This is a genomic window from Flavobacterium xizangense, from assembly GCF_054075145.1.
On sequence record NZ_JBSIPG010000002.1, the window covers coordinates 826,230 to 847,070 of the forward strand.

General features: G+C 33.7%; 21 protein-coding genes. 12 read left to right on the forward strand and 9 right to left on the reverse strand.

Annotated elements, in window-relative coordinates; all coding sequences use genetic code 11:
• The first annotated feature begins 61 nt into the window (after nt 1-61).
• Nucleotides 62-430 carry a DUF6547 family protein gene (locus tag ACWA1B_RS09195; protein ID WP_456906149.1) on the forward strand — a complete coding sequence of 123 codons (369 nt, stop codon included), beginning with the start codon at nt 62-64 and terminating at the stop codon, nt 428-430.
• 57 nt (nt 431-487) lie between these two features.
• Here ACWA1B_RS09195 and ACWA1B_RS09200 read toward each other — a convergent pair whose 3' ends face one another.
• The 5 genes from ACWA1B_RS09200 to ACWA1B_RS09220 form a co-directional block, all read right to left on the reverse strand.
• Nucleotides 488-880 carry a hypothetical protein gene (locus tag ACWA1B_RS09200; protein ID WP_456906151.1) on the reverse strand — a complete coding sequence of 131 codons (393 nt, stop codon included), beginning with the start codon at nt 878-880 and terminating at the stop codon, nt 488-490.
• Nucleotides 881-883: 3 nt separating this feature from the next.
• Nucleotides 884-2,356, reverse strand: a complete 1,473-nt coding sequence (gene guaB / locus ACWA1B_RS09205; protein ID WP_456906153.1) for an IMP dehydrogenase — start codon at nt 2,354-2,356, stop codon at nt 884-886.
• A gap of 184 nt (nt 2,357-2,540) precedes the next feature.
• Nucleotides 2,541-3,941: a DUF5723 family protein gene (locus ACWA1B_RS09210; protein WP_456906155.1), complete on the reverse strand. Its 1,401-nt coding sequence runs from the start codon at nt 3,939-3,941 to the stop codon at nt 2,541-2,543.
• Nucleotides 3,938-4,495 (reverse strand): hypothetical protein, encoded by a 558-nt coding sequence (locus ACWA1B_RS09215; RefSeq protein ID WP_456906157.1) that lies wholly within the window; start codon nt 4,493-4,495, stop codon nt 3,938-3,940. Before ACWA1B_RS09215 ends, ACWA1B_RS09210 begins: the two co-directional genes overlap by 4 nt.
• A gap of 79 nt (nt 4,496-4,574) precedes the next feature.
• A complete protein-coding gene (locus tag ACWA1B_RS09220) occupies nt 4,575-5,441 on the reverse strand; it encodes a beta/alpha barrel domain-containing protein (protein WP_456906159.1) in 867 nt (288 codons plus the stop codon).
• A 280-nt stretch (nt 5,442-5,721) separates the two neighbouring features.
• Between ACWA1B_RS09220 and ACWA1B_RS09225 the strand changes: the two genes are divergently transcribed.
• Nucleotides 5,722-6,333 (forward strand): winged helix-turn-helix transcriptional regulator, encoded by a 612-nt coding sequence (locus ACWA1B_RS09225; protein WP_456906161.1) that lies wholly within the window; start codon nt 5,722-5,724, stop codon nt 6,331-6,333.
• Nucleotides 6,330-7,046, forward strand: a complete 717-nt coding sequence (locus ACWA1B_RS09230; protein WP_456906163.1) for a DUF3307 domain-containing protein — start codon at nt 6,330-6,332, stop codon at nt 7,044-7,046. The genes ACWA1B_RS09225 and ACWA1B_RS09230 overlap by 4 nt, the downstream gene beginning before the upstream one ends.
• On the opposite strand, the gene ACWA1B_RS09235 is transcribed toward ACWA1B_RS09230, so the two are convergent.
• Nucleotides 7,032-8,066, reverse strand: a complete 1,035-nt coding sequence (locus ACWA1B_RS09235) for a quinone-dependent dihydroorotate dehydrogenase (protein ID WP_456906165.1) — start codon at nt 8,064-8,066, stop codon at nt 7,032-7,034. The genes ACWA1B_RS09230 and ACWA1B_RS09235 overlap by 15 nt on opposite strands.
• Nucleotides 8,067-8,304: 238 nt before the next feature.
• Here ACWA1B_RS09235 and ACWA1B_RS09240 point away from each other — a divergent pair, with 238 nt between their 5' ends.
• The 5 genes from ACWA1B_RS09240 (at nt 8,305) to ACWA1B_RS09260 (ending at nt 13,819) form a co-directional block, all read left to right on the forward strand.
• The gene (locus tag ACWA1B_RS09240; RefSeq protein WP_456906167.1) at nt 8,305-9,510 is read left to right on the forward strand and encodes an OprO/OprP family phosphate-selective porin; all 1,206 of its coding nucleotides are present in this window, start codon (nt 8,305-8,307) and stop codon (nt 9,508-9,510) included.
• An 86-nt stretch (nt 9,511-9,596) separates the two neighbouring features.
• Complete coding sequence (locus ACWA1B_RS09245; RefSeq protein WP_456906169.1) at nt 9,597-10,589, forward strand: DUF6515 family protein; 993 nt, start codon at nt 9,597-9,599, stop codon at nt 10,587-10,589.
• Between the two features lie 101 nt (nt 10,590-10,690).
• A complete protein-coding gene (locus tag ACWA1B_RS09250) occupies nt 10,691-11,833 on the forward strand; it encodes a formylglycine-generating enzyme family protein (protein ID WP_456906171.1) in 1,143 nt (380 codons plus the stop codon).
• A 120-nt stretch (nt 11,834-11,953) separates the two neighbouring features.
• Entirely contained in the window at nt 11,954-13,231 is a 1,278-nt protein-coding gene (pepT, locus tag ACWA1B_RS09255) for a peptidase T (RefSeq protein WP_456906173.1), read from the forward strand.
• Nucleotides 13,232-13,819 carry a YdeI/OmpD-associated family protein gene (locus tag ACWA1B_RS09260; RefSeq protein ID WP_456906175.1) on the forward strand — a complete coding sequence of 196 codons (588 nt, stop codon included), beginning with the start codon at nt 13,232-13,234 and terminating at the stop codon, nt 13,817-13,819.
• A gap of 300 nt (nt 13,820-14,119) precedes the next feature.
• Here ACWA1B_RS09260 and yajC read toward each other — a convergent pair whose 3' ends face one another.
• The 3 genes from yajC to ACWA1B_RS09275 all read right to left on the reverse strand — a co-directional run bounded on the left by yajC (nt 14,120) and on the right by ACWA1B_RS09275 (nt 16,865).
• Nucleotides 14,120-14,395: a preprotein translocase subunit YajC gene (gene yajC, locus ACWA1B_RS09265; protein ID WP_142449743.1), complete on the reverse strand. Its 276-nt coding sequence runs from the start codon at nt 14,393-14,395 to the stop codon at nt 14,120-14,122.
• 91 nt (nt 14,396-14,486) lie between these two features.
• A complete protein-coding gene (gene nusB, locus ACWA1B_RS09270) occupies nt 14,487-15,398 on the reverse strand; it encodes a transcription antitermination factor NusB (RefSeq protein WP_456906177.1) in 912 nt (303 codons plus the stop codon).
• A 357-nt stretch (nt 15,399-15,755) separates the two neighbouring features.
• The gene (locus ACWA1B_RS09275; protein ID WP_456906179.1) at nt 15,756-16,865 is read right to left on the reverse strand and encodes a Glu/Leu/Phe/Val family dehydrogenase; all 1,110 of its coding nucleotides are present in this window, start codon (nt 16,863-16,865) and stop codon (nt 15,756-15,758) included.
• Nucleotides 16,866-17,068: 203 nt separating this feature from the next.
• Here ACWA1B_RS09275 and ACWA1B_RS09280 point away from each other — a divergent pair, with 203 nt between their 5' ends.
• The 4 genes from ACWA1B_RS09280 to ACWA1B_RS09295 all read left to right on the forward strand — a co-directional run bounded on the left by ACWA1B_RS09280 (nt 17,069) and on the right by ACWA1B_RS09295 (nt 20,826).
• The gene (locus tag ACWA1B_RS09280) at nt 17,069-18,847 is read left to right on the forward strand and encodes an ABC transporter ATP-binding protein (RefSeq protein WP_456906181.1); all 1,779 of its coding nucleotides are present in this window, start codon (nt 17,069-17,071) and stop codon (nt 18,845-18,847) included.
• 69 nt (nt 18,848-18,916) lie between these two features.
• A complete protein-coding gene (locus tag ACWA1B_RS09285) occupies nt 18,917-19,285 on the forward strand; it encodes a PUR family DNA/RNA-binding protein (protein ID WP_026728980.1) in 369 nt (122 codons plus the stop codon).
• Nucleotides 19,286-19,426: 141 nt separating this feature from the next.
• Nucleotides 19,427-20,257 (forward strand): alpha/beta hydrolase, encoded by an 831-nt coding sequence (locus ACWA1B_RS09290; RefSeq protein WP_456906183.1) that lies wholly within the window; start codon nt 19,427-19,429, stop codon nt 20,255-20,257.
• Nucleotides 20,258-20,277: 20 nt separating this feature from the next.
• Nucleotides 20,278-20,826, forward strand: coding sequence for an RBBP9/YdeN family alpha/beta hydrolase (locus ACWA1B_RS09295; RefSeq protein ID WP_456906185.1), 549 nt, complete (start codon nt 20,278-20,280; stop codon nt 20,824-20,826).
• Nucleotides 20,827-20,841: the final 15 nt, after the last annotated feature.

A 20,841-nucleotide genomic window follows, 5' to 3' on the forward strand; every position in this document is an offset into this window, starting at 1 on the left:
ATTTAATCGTTTTAGCTTTTTTTTAAATATCTTTGAAAGATTATAATTACAAAAAATGATCATGAAATCAAAAGAATCATTAGAAGTTTTTGGAGAATTTTTAGTCAAAAATCTAAGAGATAAAGGAATTGCGAATGCTGAAACTCTTTTAAAAAATAGATCAAAAGCTTCTTCCAACTTAAAATTACTATCTGCACTTAACCAATTTACCGATCCTCAAAAAGAGATAATTAAAGAATTAGTTATTAAAAGCATCGATGCAGGAATTCATGATTTTCTTTTTGCATTACAAGAATTAGCAGATTTTGAGAACAATATTCAGATCATCGTAAATGAACAAAACATTTTTGAAATTAGTGATGGCATTCATGGAGAGTCTTATTCAGAAGATGGATGGAATGCTAAATTTAGCAAGTATGGAACAACTTAGTAGATTTAAAATAAAACAAAAAGGCGTAAAAAATAAATCTTACGCCTTTTGCTTTAATCAATTGATTAATATTTCTATTTCATCTAACTCGACTTGCTTCCTTTTTATTCCGTAAAGCTTTTTTAATAATTTTAAAATACTTAAAGGATTATTTCCAATCATGGAATTAAACACAGCCATATCTTCATAATTATGAACTGAAATTTTATACTTCGACTTTTCAGTTATTTGAAAACTAAAAAACTTCACAGCTCTTTTTCCGTTTTTATAATCTCTAGTTTTAAAACTTTTCTCAGTTAAAAGAATTGATTCGTTTGTTTTTAGATCAAGTATTTCAACAAAAAAATCATCATTCACCTGAACATCGAAACCTCCTAAAACATAAATATCATAAAAACCATAATACAAATCAACTTCAAGAATATCTTTTAACTTGAACTGCAGATTCATTGATTATCTAGAATAATTTGGAGCTTCTTTTGTAATTGTAACGTTATGTGGATGACTTTCAGTAATTCCGCTTGATGTGATTCTAACAAAACGTCCTGTTTCTTGTAAAGTCGGAATATCTTTTGAACCACAGTATCCCATTCCGGCGCGAAGACCTCCAATAAACTGAAGCATACTTTCGTTTAATTCCCCTTTGTAAGGAACACGACCCACAATTCCTTCTGGAACTAATTTTTTAACATCGTCCTCAACATCTTGGAAATAACGATCTTTTGAACCTGTTTGCATCGCTTCAACAGAACCCATACCGCGGTATGATTTGAATTTTCTTCCTTCGAAAATAATTGTTTCTCCCGGAGATTCTTTTGTTCCTGCTAATAACGAACCTAACATTACACAGTCAGCACCTGCAGCGATTGCTTTAGGAATATCTCCTGTATAACGAATTCCTCCATCAGCGATAACTGGAACTCCAGTTCCTTTAATTGCAGCAGCAACTTCAAGAACTGCAGAGAATTGAGGAAAACCAACACCTGCAACGATACGAGTTGTGCAGATAGAACCAGGTCCGATTCCGACTTTTACACCATCTGCTCCATTTTCTACTAAATATTTAGCAGCTTCTGGCGTTGCGATATTTCCAACAATTACATCTATTTGAGGGAATTTTGCTTTTACTTCTTTTAATGTATTTACCACACCTTCTGTGTGTCCGTGTGCTGTATCGATTATGATTGCATCTACACCAGCAGCAACTAAAGCTTCAGCTCTTTGAACTGCATCTCCAGTAACTCCAATTGCAGCAGCAACTCTTAAACGACCAAAAGAATCTTTATTAGCGATTGGCTTTTGAGTTAATTTTGTAATATCTCTAAAAGTAATTAAACCTACTAATTCATTTTGAACATTTACAACTGGTAATTTTTCGATTTTATGACCTTGCAAAACAACTTCAGCTTGTTCTAATGAAGTTCCTTCAGCAACAGTAACTAAGTTTTTGCTTGTCATAACCTCAACAATTGGTCTCGCACCATTTTTCTCGAAACGTAAGTCACGATTGGTAACAATTCCTTTTAAGATTCTGTTTTCGTCTACGATAGGAATACCACCGATTCCGAATTCTTTCATGGCATTTTTTGCGTCTGCAATAGTAGAAGTTAATGGTAATGTTACCGGATCGATAATCATTCCTGCTTCAGCACGTTTTACTTTTCGAACTTTTCCTGCTTGTTGTTCGATAGTCATATTTTTATGTAAAACACCAATTCCGCCTTCTTGAGCCATAGCGATTGCCATTGCACTTTCTGTTACCGTATCCATAGCAGCAGATACGATTGGAACGTTTAATGTGATGTTTCTTGAGAATTTTGATTTAATGCTCACTTCGCGAGGAAGCACATTCGAGTAGTTAGGTACTAATAATACATCGTCGTAAGTTAAACCTTCGCCGATAATCTTGGAGTTGTGTGCTATCATGGTGCAATTTCTAGTTGAATTGCGTGCAAATATAGTGAATAAATTGCTAACTTGAATACTAACTAATTCATAAAATTGCATTTACAGGAAAAACCTTTCAAAAAATAAATGTAAATTTTTGAAATTTCAAGTTCTAATTTTACCAATAAATACGGCCTAAATCTTAATTTATCAGCATTAAAAATCAATCTTCTGAATCCTGAAAAACGAAATTTATACCAAGCTGAAATGCTGCACTACTAGCTTTTGAAATATCTTTATATTCCAAAACATTATTGACCAGAGCATACATATTCAGTTTCCAGATTGTTCCTGAAAGTCCAAGACCAATATTGGTGCTTGAAAATTGATCAATAGTATAAGTCGCTTTTAGATCTAATTTTTCAAAAATATTTCTTTTATAAAAAGCAGTTACTGCAACGAGAGGCTCTCGTGGAGCTGTCATGCCAAAAAACTGAATTCCTGCTGCATTCCGATAGCGTTCTTTAACTTTCTCCTTGCAATTGCAATCATTATCTGAACGAAAGTATCCAAAGGAATACTGGAGTGATGCATATATTTTTGTCGGACGCCAAGTGGTGTATTTATTATATAAAGTATCTCTCGGAATTGCTTTTTTGAATTCGTCAAAAACATTCTCCGGATCATCATTGCCTGAAAAATTAGGATTTGCACCTTGATATTGATACGTTCCTTTATAAGTAAGCGTTTCAATATCTTTTGATTGATTTATAAATCCGAGGTCAATAATACTGGCAGTAATCTGAAAATTTTCTTTCGGATAATACGTTACGCCGGCATCTAAACCCAAACCTAAGCTTCCGTTAAAAAAAGTATTATGCGCAATGTCTCTGACAATATTTCCTTCATATTCATCTTTTGTAAAAGGTGAAATTCCCGATGTTTTAAGTTCCAAATTAGAGGAAATAATTTGGTTATAAAGATTGACCGTACCCGGTTCCTGCCCTGTAAATATATAACCGGAGTTATGAGTAGAAACTGCATTTGCACCACTGGAATAAAGTTTAGCACGTCCTCCAAGTACTAATTTATCATTCATTTTTTTGTGAAAGCCAACATGAAAAACAGAAAGCACTTCGGCTTTCAGGTTAAGATCGTCAAGGTGAAAAACTTTCCCGATATAGTTTTTATTTCCATCTAAAGCCAACAAAGCTATGTCTTTTGGTATGTACATAAAAAAATCAAATTCCTGATAAACTCCAAAAGAAACATAAGAACGGCTTTCTTTGTCTCCTACTCTGAAACCTCCTGAAAATACTTCAAGCTGTTGATTAGTAACGACTTTATCATTTCGGGAAGATTTATTGATAATATCTCTGACTTTATCATTAAAATCAACGTTGTTGTCTGCAAATAAATCATAGGCCGAAAAACTGCTTGAACCTAAATTTACTGAAACTCCAGACAAAACTGGAATACCAAAGTAATATTTGTACGAAACATCGGCACCTGGATTCACCAATGAAGATTGAGGAATAGATGTGAAATTATAAAGAACTTCCTTATTTTGAGAAAAACAAGAAAACTGAAAAAGCAGTCCTAAAATTAAGTATTTTACCCTCATTTCGCTTCTATTTCAAAATAGGTTGTTGCACTTGATCTTAACTTTAGATTTCCTAGGCTGTTTTCATCAAGCGGGACTCCGGAAGTCATCAGCGCAACAAAACCAATATTTTGGGTTTGTTTTAAAAGTTCCAATCTTTGATTTTCAAAAACTTCAGTAGGATATTTGATAACATTTGGACTTCCTTTATAAGCGGGCACAACAAAAGAAATAGTCGTTAGAATTTCATTTTTAGAATTAAGAAGCAGCATGTTGACTACAAAACCGCGTTCAATAGTATTTTCAATTTCAACATCAAATTCAGCTTTTTTTAGATAATCTCTAAGAAACTGTTTTTTAAAAATATCAAAATTTCTGGAATCAAATATAATCTGAGTTCCTCCGTCTGCTACTAATTTATTTGCTGGAATATCAAAATAGGCAAGATTGGCAATATAGACGGGTTCTAATTTCAAATCCTTTACCTGATCAAAATCTAAGTGACTTGAGCACGATAAAAACAAAATCGCTACTACGAAAACCCTTAAGATACTACTGATATAATTCAATTTCATGGTTGAATGAATTTAAGATAATAGTAACAACTGGGGACTGTTGCTTTTATTGCTTTGATAAGTAAATATAAGAATTTTTTTAATGAAACTTGCCAAACAATTTAGAAGCTTCATTATAAGCACTTTCAAAACTTAATGAATTTAAACCTGTTATTTTTTTATTGGCTGTAAAATAAGAAATCAGTTTTTCTGTAGGCATGTTTCCTGTCAACTTATCTGTCGCCATCGGGCAACCACCAAATCCCTGAATCGCTCCATCAAAACGTGTACAGCCTGCTTTTGCTGCAGCATCAATTTTTTCGAACCAGCTGTCTGGAGTTGTATGTAAATGGGCTCCGAACTCAATTTGAGGATATTTCGGAATTAAATTGGAAAAAAGATAGGTTATAACATCTGATGTTGAACTTCCTACGGTATCTGAAAGCGAAAGGATTTTAACGCCCATTCCAGCCAATTTTTCTGTCCACTCGCCTACTATTTCAACATTCCAGGGATCTCCGTAAGGATTTCCAAAACCCATTGAAAGATAGGTTACCACTTCTTTATTTTTTTTATCAGCAATGTTTAGAATTTCTTCTAATGTAATTAAAGATTCGGCAATCGTTTTATGTGTATTACGCATCTGAAAATTTTCAGAAATCGAAAAAGGAAATCCTAAGTATTGAATAGATTCAAATTCTGAAGCCAAAGCAGCACCTTGTGTATTAGCAATTATAGAAAGTAATTTGCTTGAAGTTTGCGAAAGATCGAGTTGTGCCAAAACTTCGGCTGTATCCTGCATTTGCGGAATTGCTTTTGGAGACACAAAACTTCCAAAATCAATAGTATCAAAACCTACTCGAAGCAATGCCTGAATATAAGTAACCTTGTTTTTTGTTGGAATAAAGTCCTTGATGCCTTGCATAGCATCTCGCGGACATTCGATAATCTTGATTTCTTTATTCAAAACTTTTTCTTTTGTAATGCTAAGTTAGTTTCTTTTTTAAAGAAATAAAAATTATAGTCTTTTCCAGATTGATTTTTTAATCATATTAGTCATATAAGTTCATTTAAATAAGAACTTAATAAATTCTAAGGCTAATATAAAACACATTACTTAAAGTGGTAATAGTTTCAAAAATTACCGAAAAGTGTAATAAATTAAAATATTACCGAAAAACGTAATAATAAAAAATATTACTTATATTTGTAATAGAAAGTTTATTATTTTTTAATTATATTTGGTTATGACTAGTGTAATTACAGGCGACATTATTGGTTCAAGACAGCAGAAATCAAATCATTGGGTCGAAGATTTGAAAAAAATCCTTAGTCCCTTTGGCAAAACACCAAACGAATGGGAGATTTACAGGGGCGATGAATTTCAAATCGAAATCAAAAATCCTGAAGATGCTTTATTAGCCGCTATTTTAGTGAAAGCACATTTGCGAACAATAAAATCAGATGCTCGTATGAGTATTGGTTTTGGAGATAAAACACATACTGCTGAAAAAATATCCGAAAGTAATGGCTCAGCTTTTATTAATTCAGGTGAGCTTTTTGAAACTTTGAAAAAACAGAAAGTAACTTTGGCCATGCGAACTGGCGATTTTGCTTTTGATGAAAAAATGAATTTGATGCTGCAGCTTGCGCTCACTTTTATGGATAGCTGGTTGGCACAATCGGCAGAATTTGTTGCTTTGGCAATTGAAAATCCGGGTTTGTCGCAGGAAGAACTTGGACAGAAACTAGGCATTAATCAAGCTGCAGTAAGTCGCAGACAAAAACGCGCTCAATTTGATTTAGTAATGAATTTAGATCGATATTTCAGAACACAAATAAAACAATTTGCCCCATGATTTTATTCGTAAAACTACTTTTGGCACATTTATTAGGCGATTTTATCTGGCAACCTAATTCATGGGTTGCCGACAAAGAGATTAAAAAACATAAAAGCATTTACTTGTATGTTCATATACTTCTGCATGGAATTTTAGCCGCAATTTTAGCCGGAGAAATCAGTTTTATACCTTATGCTGTTTTGATTGTCGTTACACACGGGGTTATCGATTTGATCAAATTGAATTTTCAGAAAAACAAAACCAAACGTACTTGGTTTGTTGTTGATCAAATTGCACATCTTTTGGTTTTAATTGTTGTTGTACTTCTTTATGAAAATAAAAATATCATCCCTTTTTGGCAGGACAATAATTTTTGGATTTTGCTTACAGGCTTTTTATTCGTCACGAAACCAGTGTCAATATTTATTAAAACGATAATTTCAATCTGGAGTCCTGAAAGCCAAAACAGCCATCAGGATAATTCGCTTGCCAATGCAGGTAATTACATTGGCATATTAGAACGTATGCTTATTGTTTGTTTTATCTTAACCAATCATTTTGAAGCAATCGGATTTTTATTGGCTGCAAAATCTATTTTTAGATTTGGAGATCTAAAAGAAGCCAAAGACAGAAAACTTACTGAATATGTAATGATTGGAACTTTAATAAGTTTTGGAATTGCAATTGTTTCTGGGCTTGTTATTCAAGCGCTTCTTTTACAATTGCCCTAAAACTTTTTTGTTGATTGCTTTTATCAGCACTGGACCTTCATAAATAAAACCAGTATACAATTGCACTAAACTTGCTCCTGCGTTTAGTTTTTCGATGGCATCATCGGCTGAATGAATTCCTCCTACTCCAATAATCGGGAATGCTTTATTGCTTTTTTCTGAAAGAAAACGAATCACTTCTGTAGAACGTTTTGTTAATGGTTTTCCTGATAAACCTCCCATTTCAGATTGATTTGCAGATTGTAAACCGTCTCTTGAAATGGTAGTATTTGTTGCAATTACACCCGCAATTTGAGTCGTTTTTACAATATCAATAATATCTAATAATTGCTCGTCTGTTAAGTCTGGAGCAATTTTCAAAAGAATTGGTTTTATTTTTTGAGTGCTTGTCTTTTGCTTTTCAATATTTCTGTCTTGCAATGTCTGCAATAAAGCCGTTAAAGGTTCTTTATCTTGAAGCGCTCTTAAATTTGGGGTATTTGGAGAACTTACATTTACCACAAAATAATCAACATGATCAAACAATGCATCAAAACAAATGATGTAATCATCGACAGCGTTTTCGTTTGGTGTCACTTTGTTTTTTCCAATATTTCCTCCAATCAAAACGCCTGAATTCTTTTTCAAACGTTCTACAGCTTCAATAACACCGCCGTTATTAAATCCCATTCGGTTAATAATAGCCTGATCTTCTTTTAAGCGGAATAAACGTTTTTTAGGATTTCCTTCCTGACCAACCGGAGTTACAGTTCCAATTTCAATAAAACCAAAACCAAAATCTCCAAGTTCTTTATAAAGCTTCGCATCTTTATCAAAACCTGCTGCAAGTCCAACCGGATTTTTGAATTTAATTCCGAAAACTTCTCGCTCTAATCGAGCATCTTTTACTTCATAAATGGCTCTTATAATTGACGAAACTCCTGGGATTTTTGAAATGAATTTTACAAATGAAAAAGTAAAGTAATGTACTTCTTCTGGATCAAACCAAAAAAGTATCGGGCGAATTATCAATTTATACATAAGAATTTTGTTGTGTTGTTTTCGGGTGCAAATTTAAATATTATAGTTTAAAAAGGTGCTTTTTTATAGAAAACAAATTATAAAACGTTTCAAGTTATAAAATGAAACAAAGTCAGACTTTATATTAAACTTATTAAAGTCTTTTCTAATTAATTTTGAAATATTGAAGAAATTTTTTCCATAATATTCATTTCAAAAATTTGATAAATAAAAAAGAATCAATAATAAAATCAAGCATATGTTTAACCAAATCACAAAATACCTGCCTGCATTTTTATTGTTCTTCATTCCCATTTGCTCTAATGCTCAACTAGAAAAAGACACAACGAAACTAATCAATGTTAGTTATGGTTCCAAAGGAATCGAGCTAAGAACCAGAGACAATAAATTTCTTTTTCAATTACAAAGCAGACTCCAATTCCGATTTTCTACTCCCAATGATACAGATCCTCTAACTTATGACGATTACAGTCAGGAAGCAAAAACAACTTTTAAAATCAACAGAGCCCGATTAAAAGTTGGAGGACACGCTTTTCATCCTTGGTTGAAATATTATTGGGAATACGAACTCAGCCAGTCTAATTTATTAGATTTTAGGCTGATGGTTGAAAAATGGGAATGGCTCAGTTTTAAAGCCGGCCAATGGAAAGTCGAATATACAAGAGAACGTTTTATAAGCAGCGGCGAACAGCAAACCGTTGACCGATCTTTAATAAACCGTCCTTTTACTGCTGACAGGCAAATGGGAGTTGAAGTTTACGGACATCTTAAGGGCGCCGGAATTGCAGATTTTAATTATTGGGCCGCAGCACTTACTGGAACCGGACGAGGAAATACAGCAAATGATGACGGAAATTTAATGTATTTTGGACGTGCTCAATGGAATTTTCTAGGGAGATTTTTAGATTTTGAAGGAAGTGATTTGGAATTTCACGAAAAACCCACACCAATTATCGCAATCTCAGGTTTAACAAACCGAAGTCCTTATACCCGTTTTTCACAATCGGGCGGAGGAGCTTTAGAAGGTTTTGAAAATGGTGCTCCCGGTCAATACCGCGTAAATCAATGGAATATTGAAAGCGCTTTTATGTATCGAGGTTTTTCCTGGCAAAGCGAAATGCATACAAAAAAGATTATCGATAAATTAAATTTTGACGATACTACAACATTAAGAGGCTATTATGTTCAGGCAGGTTATTTCTTTAGCAATGTATTTGAATGGTGGCCAAAAAAATTAGAAATGGCCGCCAGACATGCTGGGTATCGCCCTGACAATTCAATCAAACAAAACTCGCAGGAAGAAACAACTATTGCTTTTAACTGGTTTTTTAGTGGACATAAAAACAAACTGACTTCAGAAGTCAGTTATTTCAGTTTTCAGGATAAAACATTGCCTTTAGAACAAGGCTGGCGCTTTAGGATTCAATGGGATATTTCATTATAACCAGCAAACTTGCTTCATTGAATTATAGTTAAATTTTAAAAGAGAAATCATTTTTTTAATAACTTTATAAAACTAAAACTCTGAAAATGAAAAATATAACCAAAACAATTAGAAAAACGGTTTGTATGCTTTTCGTGGGATCACTTTTTATGATTTCAATTGACAGTTTTGCACAACGCGGCCGCGGTGGTTTTCACGGAGCAGGTGGCGGTGGAGGTCAAATCAGACAAGCTAGACCTGCCAGAGAAGCCAGACCAATGAATCAGTCAAGACCAGCCGTTCAAAGACCAACTCAGTCAAGGCCATCAACAAATAACATATCCCGCCCAGGAGCAAACAATAGCGGAACCCGAATTAATGGCGGAACCGCAAATTCAAATATCCGTAATAAAGATGTCAATGGAAGAATTTCAAATAATGGAAACAGAATCAACAATTCTGGAAACCGAAATACCAACATAAGCGGCAATACTATTAACCGAAACAACGTTAATATTAACGTCAACAATAGTATACACGTACGCAACAATCGAAACACCGTGGTTAGACCTGGCTATAGACCGTATGCTCGTCCTCCTTATGTTTATGGCGGATACAGATACAATTGTTATCACCCTTATTATCCACGTCCTTATGTACCTTTTTATTGGGGACCTGTTTGGCATCCGTGGGGATTTTTCGTAGCTACCCTAGCGACGACAGCAATCATCGTTAGTGTTGAAAACCAGAAATATCATTATGATCAAGGAGTTTGGTATACATCGACAAGTGGAGGCTACACAGCTGTTCCCGCACCTGTTGGAGGAACAGTAAATAATATACCAAGCGGCGCAGAAACCGTAAATACGGGAACCGTAAATAATTACTATTACGGAGGAACGTATTACGAAAAAGACGGAAGTAAGTACACCGTAGTTGCTCCTACAGCCGGAACAATTGTCGATAAATTACCTGAAGGAGGTGAAGAAGTAACTATTGGCGATGTAAAATATGTGAAATTTGGAGAAACCTATTATCAACCGGTGCAAGTTGATGGAAAAGATAAATATGAAGTAGTTTTGGTTGAAAAAGAAAGCTAAAATAAATAATCTATAAATTCTATAAAATAAATAGACTATTATGATGTTATTTTTATAATTTTATCACCCAATTAACAACCACTGCATTAAAAACTATTATAATGAAAAATAAAACCTATTGGATATTTGCACTTCTGACTATTTTAATCATTTCGATTGCCTCCTTGGGATACACTAAATTAGCTGCTCCAAAGCAAGAAAAACCAGTCGCAATGGATTGTGCCGAAACTCCAAGTACTACAGAAGCATCTGCATTTAAACCCACTATTGAAAACAAATATAAACCTGCCGGAAAAGCACCAAAAGGAATGGTTTGGATTCCGGGTGGAGAATTTTCCATGGGATCAAATGTTGAAGATGAAAGCTTATGTAGCATAAAAGGTGTTACAAAAGATGCAGCTCCTATTCATCGTGTTTACGTTGACGGATATTACATGGATCAAACAGAAGTGACCAATGAAGAATATGAAAAATTTGTAAAAGCAACCGGATACATAACAGTTGCTGAACAAAAACCCACTAAAGAAGAATTCCCAACTGCTAATGAAGAAGATTTAGTAACGGGATCGGTAATCTTTACCCCTACTCCTGCGGCAGTTAATTTAAACAACTTCCTGCAATGGTGGCGTTATGAGCCAGGCACAGATTGGAAACATCCCGATGGCCCACACAGCACAATTAAAGGAAAAGAAAAATATCCTGTTGTACACATTGCATATGAAGATGCAGCCGCTTACGCAAAATGGGCAGGAAAAAGACTTCCAACTGAAGCCGAATGGGAATTTGCAGCAAGAGGTGGAAAAACCGGAAATCTTTATGCTTGGGGAAACGCATTAAAACCAAATGGAAAATTTCAAGCTAATATTTATCAAGGGCATTTCCCAATAAAAGATGGTGATACAGGTGAAGACGGCTTTAAAGGAATCGCCCCTACCGGACAATATGCGCCAAATAATTACGGCTTATATGATATGGCCGGAAATGTTTGGGAATGGGTAAATGACTGGTATAGCGTTGACTATTACAAAAGTCTTGCAGAAAACGGAACTGTAGCCAAAAACCCTCAAGGACCAGATGCATACAACGATCCTAATGATCCTAGCCAAATTAAAAAGGTACACCGTGGAGGCTCTTTCTTATGTACGGATCAATATTGTACACGATATATGGTTGGGACCAGAGGAAAAGGCGAAGTTCGGTCTGCAGCGAATCATCTTGGTTTTAGATGCGTCAAAAGCAAGTAATAGGAAGAAATTAAAAGAGATTTATAAATTTATAAATCTCTTTTTTTATTTCAAAACTGCAAATAAAATTTTAAAATCATACCATTGAAAAATTTCTATATTTGCTAAAAAAACAAAAAAATGCAACATATAATAGATCGTTTTATCAGTTATGTAACAATTGATACCGAATCAGATCCAAATTCTCAAACAACACCAAGTACAGAAAAACAATGGAATCTTGCCAATAAATTAGTCGAAGAACTAAAAGCGATTGGTTTACAAGATGTTACAATTGACGATAAAGCCTATATTATGGCGACTTTACCAAGTAATGTTGAGCATGAAGTACCAACTATTGGTTTTGTTTCTCATTTTGACACTTCACCAGATTTTAGCGGAGCGAACGTAAAACCTCAAATTATTGAGAATTACGACGGAAAAGATATTGTTTTAAATGCTGAAAAAAACATTGTTTTATCTCCAAATTATTTCAAAGATTTACTTCAATATAAAGGCCAGACAATCATCACAACTGACGGAACAACTTTATTAGGTGCCGATGATAAAGCCGGAATCACAGAAATTGTTTCGGCAATGGAATATCTTGTTCAGCATCCGGAAATCAAACACGGAAAAATCAGAATTGGTTTTACTCCTGATGAAGAAATTGGCCGTGGTGCGCATCATTTTGATGTTGAAAAATTCGGCGCACAATGGGCTTACACAATGGATGGAAGCCAGATTGGCGAATTAGAATACGAAAATTTCAATGCTGCCGGAGCTAAAATTACTTTCAAAGGAAAAAGTGTTCATCCTGGTTATGCAAAAGGAAAAATGATCAATTCTATGCTTTTAGCCAATGAATTTATCAATGAACTTCCAAAAGGAGAAACACCTCAGGAAACAAAAGGTTACGAAGGTTTTTTCCACGTTCACCATATTAAAGGAAATATCGAAGAAACTCTTTTGGAACTGATTATTCGTGATCACAACAAAAAGAAATTCGAAAAACGAAAAGAACTTATTTTTAAGATTGCGAAAAACTTCAATAAAAAATATGCCAAAAAATTCGGTGAAGATATTGTGATTCCAGTTGTAAAAGATCAATACTACAATATGAAGGAAAAAGTACTTCCGGTAAAACATATTGTCGATATAGCCGAAAAAGCAATGCGCGAATTAAACATCAAACCAATCATTAAACCAATTCGTGGCGGAACTGATGGTTCTCAATTATCATTTATGGGATTACCTTGTCCGAACATTTTTGCCGGCGGCCATAATTTCCATGGAAAATACGAATATGTTCCTGCAGAAAGCATTCAGAAGGCAACACAAGTAATTGTAAAAATTGCTGAATTAACTGCCATTCCAGAAATTTTTGATACAACAGAAAAATCTAAAAAAACAAAATAATTGGACGCTAAATCTGAAAATAAAGGCATGTGGAAATACGGCAGTCAGTGGGAAGAAGAATTGCTTCTGCTTAAAGCCATTATCGATAAAACTGAACTGACTGAAACCACAAAATGGGGCGGTACTGTTTATGTTTACGACAAAAAAAACGTTGTTGGAATTGGCGGATTTAAAGATTATTTTGCTTTATGGTTTTTTAATGGCGTATTCTTAAAAGATGAAAAGAAGAAATTGATAAACGCTCAGGAAGAAGTCACAAAATCGTTGCGACAATGGCGTTTTGCTTCTAAAGATGAAATCAACGAAAAAGTGATTTTAGAGTACATTAAAGAAGCAATTGAAAACGAGAAACAAGGGAAAGTCATTAAACCTTCTAAAAAAGAAGCGATTATTTCTGAACTTCTTAATGAAGAAATGAGTAAAAATCCGGCTTTAAAAGAAGCCTTTGAGAAGTTTAGTCCTTATAAACAATATGAGTTTTTAGAATATATTGAGACTGCAAAACAGGAAAAGACAAAACTTTCAAGAATCGAAAAAGTAATTCCGATGATTTTAGCGAATGTTGGGCTAAATGATAAATACAGGTAATTTATTTTTCAATAATTAAATTCAAACTATATAAAACCTTTGTTAAAGCTTAAAACTTCGACAAAGGTTTTTTGCATAGAAACATCCATCATTTTGCTAAACATAGCCAGTGGTTTCAACCACAGGGAAATGGTTTACGGCTATGATTGGGTCCCCGTGGTTGAAACCACAGGCTATATTTTAAATCAATAATCTTGTCATAGATGACAATCATATACACATAACTGTCCATTTTGAAACAAAAAAAATCCCAAACTCCATTAAGGAATTTGAGATTTTTAAATTGAAAATTTTTAAAAACTAAGCTTTTTTATTCAAAGTAGCGCTCAATTCTAAAGAAATAGCTGAACGTTCTAATTTTAATTTTCCAGACATTGTTTCGATTACAACCGTAGTCTCTGCAAGCTCAACAACTTTACCGTGAAAACCACTTTTTGTAATTATTTTATCACCTACTTTTAGGTTGCTTTCAAATTCTTTTTCATTTTTAGCTCTTTTTTGCTGTGGCCTAATCATAAAGAAGTAGATCACCACGAACATTAAAAGAAAAGGTGCAAATTGACTTAATTGTCCCATAGTTGTTTTTGATTTATATTAATGTTTTCTCTTCGACTAGCTCTTCGACGTCGCTCAGAGTGACAGCCAAAATTTATTTTTTATTTTAATTTTACATCAAACCTCTTCCTACTTTCACCATTTTTTTATTGGCTTCAAGTTCTTTCACAAGATTATCTAAAATTCCGTTGATAAAAATACTACTTTTTGGTGTAGAATACTCTTTTGCAATTTCTAAATATTCATTAAGAGTTACTTTTACAGGAATTGAAGGGAATTTCAAAAACTCGCAAATTGCCATTTTCAAGATAATAGTATCGATTTCTGCAATACGTTCGCTGTCCCAGTTTGGTGTTTTATCATCGTATTCTTTTGCAAAAACAGCTTCGTTTAAAACTGTACGTCGAAACAAATCTTTTGCAAAATCCTTATCTTCAACATCTTTGTATAATTTCGGAACTCTAAAAGCATCTGGATCTTCATTTTTGATCGCTTTTAATTGTTTGATGATGTGTGTATTTACAACCGGAATATCATCAACCCACGTCAATTTATCATCTTCTAAATACTCATATAATTTCTCATTCGGAACAATTACATTTTCAAACAAATCAATAATAAATTGTCTGTCTTCTTCAAACGTATTAATGTTGTTGCTCATGTATTTTTTATAGATATCGCTTGCTTTGATATCATTTAAAAGCAAAATGATATAATCGTCGTTTAAAGACCAATTGTTGATTTTACGAGTTTCTAAAGCGATGCTAAGAGAGTTGCTTTCGGCAAGAAGTTGAAAAATTTTGTTTTTAACAAACTTTTCATTCGGGTTACGTTCTGCTGCAGTTGCAAGGTGTTTTTTGCTTGATAAATGCAGGAATACTGATTCTTTTTTGCAAATTTCAATCAATGAAGAAAGCATTATAAGATATAAGTCCTGAATATTGTCTATGCTGTAAAAAAGAAATTTTTCTTCTTTTTCCATATTATCAGAACCGCTTTGATGCATTGCATAAATAGATTGCATTACTTTAACGCGTATGTGTCTTCTGTTTACCACCTTGTAAGAACTTTTAAAAATTAGTCTGCAAAATTAAGAATTTCAATTCTTATAATAAAATTAAATCGCAAAAAAGTCGCGGTTTTTAGTCACAGTTTGCAGTCGCAGTCGTAGTTTTCTACAAGATATTACGAATCGAATAAAAGTCGCAGTTTACAGTCACAGTTTTCGGTATAATCTAAAACGCTTCAAAGTCGTAGCATTCAGTCTCTGTATTGCGTGATTTAGAAACTGCATAAAAAAATCTCAGTTTACAATCACATTTTTCGATATAATTGAAAACTGCGACTGCAAACTGAGACTAAGACTGTAAACTATAAAATATTATTTCTTAGCTGCGTTTTCAATTTTTCTCGCATCAATACGATTTTGAGCAATTGTAAGCGCCGCTTTATGAGTAGTGATATTATTTTTAGCTGCAAAATCAATGATTTCCAGAGTTGTATTGTAAATATTCTCTGTTTTGCTCATGATTTCAGCTTTACCGTAGTTTGCTAATTCAGCATAAACATTGATAATTCCACCAGCGTTGATTAAGAAATCCGGAGCATATAAAATTCCTCTTTCCTGCAATCTTGCACCGTGAACATTCTCATCTGCTAATTGATTGTTGGCAGCACCAGCGATAACTTTAGCTTTAATTTTGTCAACTGTATTTGCATTGATAGTTGCTCCCATCGCACATGGCGCATAAATATCAACATCAGCAGTATACAAATCTTCTCCTGTATAAATTGTTGCGTTGTATTTTGAAGCTACCTGATATAATTTTTCTTCGTTGATATCAGTAATTGTAACCTGTGCTCCTTCTTTAGTCAAATATTCAACCAAAGTTTCCCCCACGTGTCCAATTCCCTGAACCAAAACTTTTTTACCATCTAAAACATCAGAACCAAACTGACTTTTAGCAGCCGCTTTCATTCCTAAATAAACTCCGTAAGCTGTAACAGGTGAAGGATTTCCAGATCCACCACGTTCTTCAGAGATTCCTGTAACGTAAGGCGTTACATCTCTCACAGTATCCATGTCTTTTGTCTCCATTCCAACATCTTCAGCAGTAATATATCTTCCGCTCAAAGAGTGAACAAATTCTCCAAACTTGCGCATTAATTCAGGAGTTTTCTGCGTTTTAGCATCACCTATAATAACCGCTTTTCCACCACCAATATTCAATCCGGTAATGGCAGATTTATAAGTCATACCTCTTGAAAGGCGTAAAACATCATTTAAAGCTTCCCATTCTGTGTTGTAATTCCACATTCTGGTGCCTCCTAAAGCTGGTCCCATAACTGAATTATGAATACCAATAATTGCTTTTAAACCTGTATCTTTGTCATTGCAAAATACAATTTGTTCGTGATCGTCAAAAGATAATTGACCAAAAACAGGATCCATTTTTTGAAGTTCCTTTCCAGTTGTGAAAGTTGCATCCATAGCGCTAGTATTAATTAGTTAAAATTATGAATTTGTCAAAAAGACATCTCAAACATAATTAAAAAATACACATGTGCTAATTTTTTATCTTTAAAATAACAATTTTACAATATAATTGTTTTGATTAAATCGTAATTTATTATAATTTTAATTAATAATAATTCATAATTTTAAATCAATTCAATATCACATTTCTTAAAAAAATGAAAGAATTAAGCTATTTAAACAAATATTTCATCAAATATAAATTCAGTTTCTCTTTTGGAATTTTAATCACAATAATCGCACAAATATTCTTTTTATTCACTCCAAAATTGGTCAGCCACTCTTTTGATGTGATTGAGCGCTTTCTAAAACTCTCTGAAGCAGATCAGAAATCCCCAATAATTAGAGATTTTTACAGACAAGATTTAATTCATAACGTACTGTTAATCATTGGAAGTGCAATTGTAGCGGGTTTCCTGACCTTTTTAATGCGCCAGACATTGATTGTAATGTCGCGTCATATTGAGTTTGATTTGAAAAATGAGGTTTTCAAACAATACGAGACGCTTTCTCAAAATTTCTACAAACAAAATCGTACTGGAGATTTAATGAACCGAATTTCTGAAGACGTTTCAAAAGTTCGTATGTATGTAGGTCCGGCGGTAATGTATACCATCAATACGTTTATCCGTTTTGCGATCGTTATAATATATATGTATAATGTATCGCCGTTGCTGACATTATATACGATTTTGCCATTGCCAATTTTGTCGTATTGTATTTTCAAACTGAGTTCAGAAATCAATAAACGAAGCACAACATTTCAGCAATATTTATCCAAAGTTTCGAGTTTTACACAAGAAATTTTCTCGGGAATCCGTGTTATAAAAGCGTATTCATTAGAAAATCAGCATCAAAACAACATGATTGATCTTGCTGATGAAAGCAAACGCAAAAGTTTGGATTTAGCCAAAGTACAATCGCTTTTTGGGCCTTTGATGATTGCCCTAATCGGAATCAGTAATTTGGTTGTGATTTATTTCGGAGGCGTAATGTACATCAACGGAACGATTCCGAACATTGGGACCATTGCCGAATTTATTTTATATGTAAATATGCTTACCTGGCCAGTAGCCTCTTTAGGCTGGGTTTCGTCGATGGTTCAGGAAGCAGAAGCCTCACAAAAACGTTTGAATGAATTTTTGAAAATCGAGCCAGAAATCAAAAACAACAATCCGAATTCATCTGAAATTCAAGGTTCTATTGCTTTCGAAAATGTAAGTTACACATACGAAGATACTAATATTGAGGCCTTAAAAAATGTAACATTTTCCGTTAAAAACGGAGAAACATTAGCTATTTTAGGAAAAACAGGTTCAGGAAAATCGACCATCCTTTCTTTGATTTCTCGTTTATATAATGTTACCGATGGAAGAATAACAATTGATGGAAATGAAATCAGCACTTTGAATTTAAATGATTTGCGAAACAATATCGGAATTGTGCCTCAAGACGCCTTTCTATTTTCAGATACGATTAAAAACAACATCAAATTTGGTAATCAAAATGCCACAGATGAACAAGTTATCGAAGCAGCAAAAAATGCAGTAGTTCATGATAATATCGCAGCATTTAACAAACAATACGACACTATTTTAGGAGAAAGAGGCATAACACTTTCGGGCGGACAAAAACAACGTGTATCAATTGCACGCGCCATAATCAAAGATCCGGCAATTTTACTTTTTGATGATTGTCTTTCTGCGGTCGATACAGAAACCGAAGAAACTATCTTAAATAATTTGTTTGAAATTTGTAAAAATAAAACTACAATTATTGTGAGCCACAGGGTTTCATCGGCCAAAAATGCCGACAAGATTATCATTTTAGAAGATGGCAAAATCATTCAACAAGGTTCTCATAATCAATTAATAAATCAGGACGGTTATTATTCATCGTTATATTTAAAACAACTTTCGGAAAAAGAATTACTTTAATTGTTGTGTAATAGATAATTTTTTATGATTTTTGAGTACTATTAATTCCAAAAAATGATAGAACGTATTATGAGAGAAAATGACATGTTAGAAAAAGAAGAGATTTTTTCTAAAGTATTACGAGCAGGAAGAAGAACTTATTTCTTTGATGTGAGAGCTACAAAAGCTGACGATTACTACATCACGATTACCGAAAGTAAAAAATTCACTGAGGAAGATGGTTCTTTTCATTTTAAAAAACACAAAATTTACTTGTACAAAGAAGATTTTAGTGCATTTGCTGAAATACTAGAAGAAATGACTTCATACGTCTTGAACCACAAAGGCGAAGAAGTAATCTCTGAAAGACACCAAAAAGATTTTAAAAAAGAATACAGTTCTGACAAAGCTGAAACACAAAGATCCAGCTTTACTGATATTGATTTTGACGATATTTAGTCTCCAGATAACTTTTTAAAAAGTACGAGTCCAATTTGTATAGCATTTTGGGCTTTTTTTATACATTTAAATTCTATAATTTTAATCGAACTTTATAACTGAAGTGCTATTGGGTTCAGCTAAATTGACAATTATAAAAAAATGAAAAAATTACTTTTCCTTCTAAGCTTCGTTATTTTTAGTGTTTCAGCATTTGCACAAAAACCGGAATATGAAACAAAATCAAACATCCAATATTACAATGTCGCAGCAAACAAATCGGACAGTTATAGTAACGAAAGATGTGTTTTAGATATTTATTATCCAAAAAACAGCAAGAATTTTGCAACAATTGTATGGTTTCACGGCGGCGGATTAACTGGCGGAAACAAAGAAATTCCTGATGCATTAAAAAACAAAGGTTTTGCCATTATTGGCGTTAATTACAGGCTTTCGCCGAAAGTAAAAGCAGAAAAAGCTATTGAAGATGCTGCTGCTGCTGTAGCATGGGCTTTTAATAACATTAGCAATTACGGTGGCGATTCTTCTCAGATTTTTGTTTCAGGGCATTCAGCAGGCGGTTATTTGGGTATGATGATTGGTTTGGACAAAAAATGGCTTGAAAAAGAAGGAATTGATGCCAATAAAATTGCAGGATTAATTCCGTTTAGCGGGCAATGTATTACGCATTTTGAAATCAGAAGACAAAATGGAATTCCGGAAAAACAGCCAACAATTGATTCTTTAGCACCTTTATTTCACGTTCGCGCAGATGCACCTCCCCTTTTATTGATTACCGGAGATCGTGAACTAGAAATGTTAGGGCGTTATGAAGAAAATGCATATATGGCAAGAATGATGAAATTAGTTGGTCATACACAAACAAAGCTTTATGAATTAGACGGTTACGGACACGGAATGACAGAACCTGGTTTTCCACTTCTTGTTAATGAAGTAAACCGAATTCTAAAAGAAAAGCAAAACAAAAAATAAACGAAATAAAATCCACGGCAATGGAAACTCAACTTTTAATTTTACCAGGACTTGGAGATTCTGGAGAAAAACACTGGCAGACTTTTTGGCACGAAAAATTCAAAAATTCAATTCGCTTGGTTCAAGACAATTGGGACGAACCAGTTCGTGAAGATTGGATTGCACGTTTGAATGAAGAAACTTCAAAACTAGAAAATCCGACAATATTAGTTGCGCATAGTCTTGCCGTTTCTTTGGTACTGCATTGGGCCGAAAATAATTCGAATAAAAACATAATAGGCGCTTTATTGGTCGCGCCTGCCGATGTTGATTCGCCAGAACATACGCCAGATATTATTAGAAATTTTTCGCCAATGCCAATTTACAAACTACCATTTCCGTCAATTGTAGTTGCCAGCGAAAATGATCCTTATGCCTCTTTCGAAAGAAAAAAATATTTTGCTGAAAAATGGGGAAGCGATTTTGTAAACGTTGGGCAACAAGGCCACATTAATTCTGATTCTGATTTAAAATATTGGGAAGAAGGGCAACTGATCTTAAATCAACTGATTAAAAAGATTAACCCTTAATCCCTTGTTTTTAAA

What these genes read in the sequence shown, in the direction of transcription:
- ACWA1B_RS09235 (WP_456906165.1), bottom strand. Translation starts at nt 8,066, where the DNA reads ATGTATAAATTGATAATTCGCCCGATACTTTTTTGGTTTGATCCAGAA.
- ACWA1B_RS09245 (WP_456906169.1), top strand. Translation starts at nt 9,597, where the DNA reads ATGAAAAATATAACCAAAACAATTAGAAAAACGGTTTGTATGCTTTTC.
- ACWA1B_RS09230 (WP_456906163.1), top strand. Translation starts at nt 6,330, where the DNA reads ATGATTTTATTCGTAAAACTACTTTTGGCACATTTATTAGGCGATTTT.
- ACWA1B_RS09295 (WP_456906185.1), top strand. Translation starts at nt 20,278, where the DNA reads ATGGAAACTCAACTTTTAATTTTACCAGGACTTGGAGATTCTGGAGAA.
- ACWA1B_RS09280 (WP_456906181.1), top strand. Translation starts at nt 17,069, where the DNA reads ATGAAAGAATTAAGCTATTTAAACAAATATTTCATCAAATATAAATTC.
- ACWA1B_RS09275 (WP_456906179.1), bottom strand. Translation starts at nt 16,865, where the DNA reads ATGGATGCAACTTTCACAACTGGAAAGGAACTTCAAAAAATGGATCCT.
- yajC (WP_142449743.1), bottom strand. Translation starts at nt 14,395, where the DNA reads ATGGGACAATTAAGTCAATTTGCACCTTTTCTTTTAATGTTCGTGGTG.
- ACWA1B_RS09250 (WP_456906171.1), top strand. Translation starts at nt 10,691, where the DNA reads ATGAAAAATAAAACCTATTGGATATTTGCACTTCTGACTATTTTAATC.
- ACWA1B_RS09285 (WP_026728980.1), top strand. Translation starts at nt 18,917, where the DNA reads ATGAGAGAAAATGACATGTTAGAAAAAGAAGAGATTTTTTCTAAAGTA.
- nusB (WP_456906177.1), bottom strand. Translation starts at nt 15,398, where the DNA reads ATGCAATCTATTTATGCAATGCATCAAAGCGGTTCTGATAATATGGAA.
- ACWA1B_RS09240 (WP_456906167.1), top strand. Translation starts at nt 8,305, where the DNA reads ATGTTTAACCAAATCACAAAATACCTGCCTGCATTTTTATTGTTCTTC.
- ACWA1B_RS09210 (WP_456906155.1), bottom strand. Translation starts at nt 3,941, where the DNA reads ATGAGGGTAAAATACTTAATTTTAGGACTGCTTTTTCAGTTTTCTTGT.
- pepT (WP_456906173.1), top strand. Translation starts at nt 11,954, where the DNA reads ATGCAACATATAATAGATCGTTTTATCAGTTATGTAACAATTGATACC.
- guaB (WP_456906153.1), bottom strand. Translation starts at nt 2,356, where the DNA reads ATGATAGCACACAACTCCAAGATTATCGGCGAAGGTTTAACTTACGAC.
- ACWA1B_RS09200 (WP_456906151.1), bottom strand. Translation starts at nt 880, where the DNA reads ATGAATCTGCAGTTCAAGTTAAAAGATATTCTTGAAGTTGATTTGTAT.
- ACWA1B_RS09195 (WP_456906149.1), top strand. Translation starts at nt 62, where the DNA reads ATGAAATCAAAAGAATCATTAGAAGTTTTTGGAGAATTTTTAGTCAAA.
- ACWA1B_RS09225 (WP_456906161.1), top strand. Translation starts at nt 5,722, where the DNA reads ATGACTAGTGTAATTACAGGCGACATTATTGGTTCAAGACAGCAGAAA.
- ACWA1B_RS09290 (WP_456906183.1), top strand. Translation starts at nt 19,427, where the DNA reads ATGAAAAAATTACTTTTCCTTCTAAGCTTCGTTATTTTTAGTGTTTCA.
- ACWA1B_RS09215 (WP_456906157.1), bottom strand. Translation starts at nt 4,495, where the DNA reads ATGAAATTGAATTATATCAGTAGTATCTTAAGGGTTTTCGTAGTAGCG.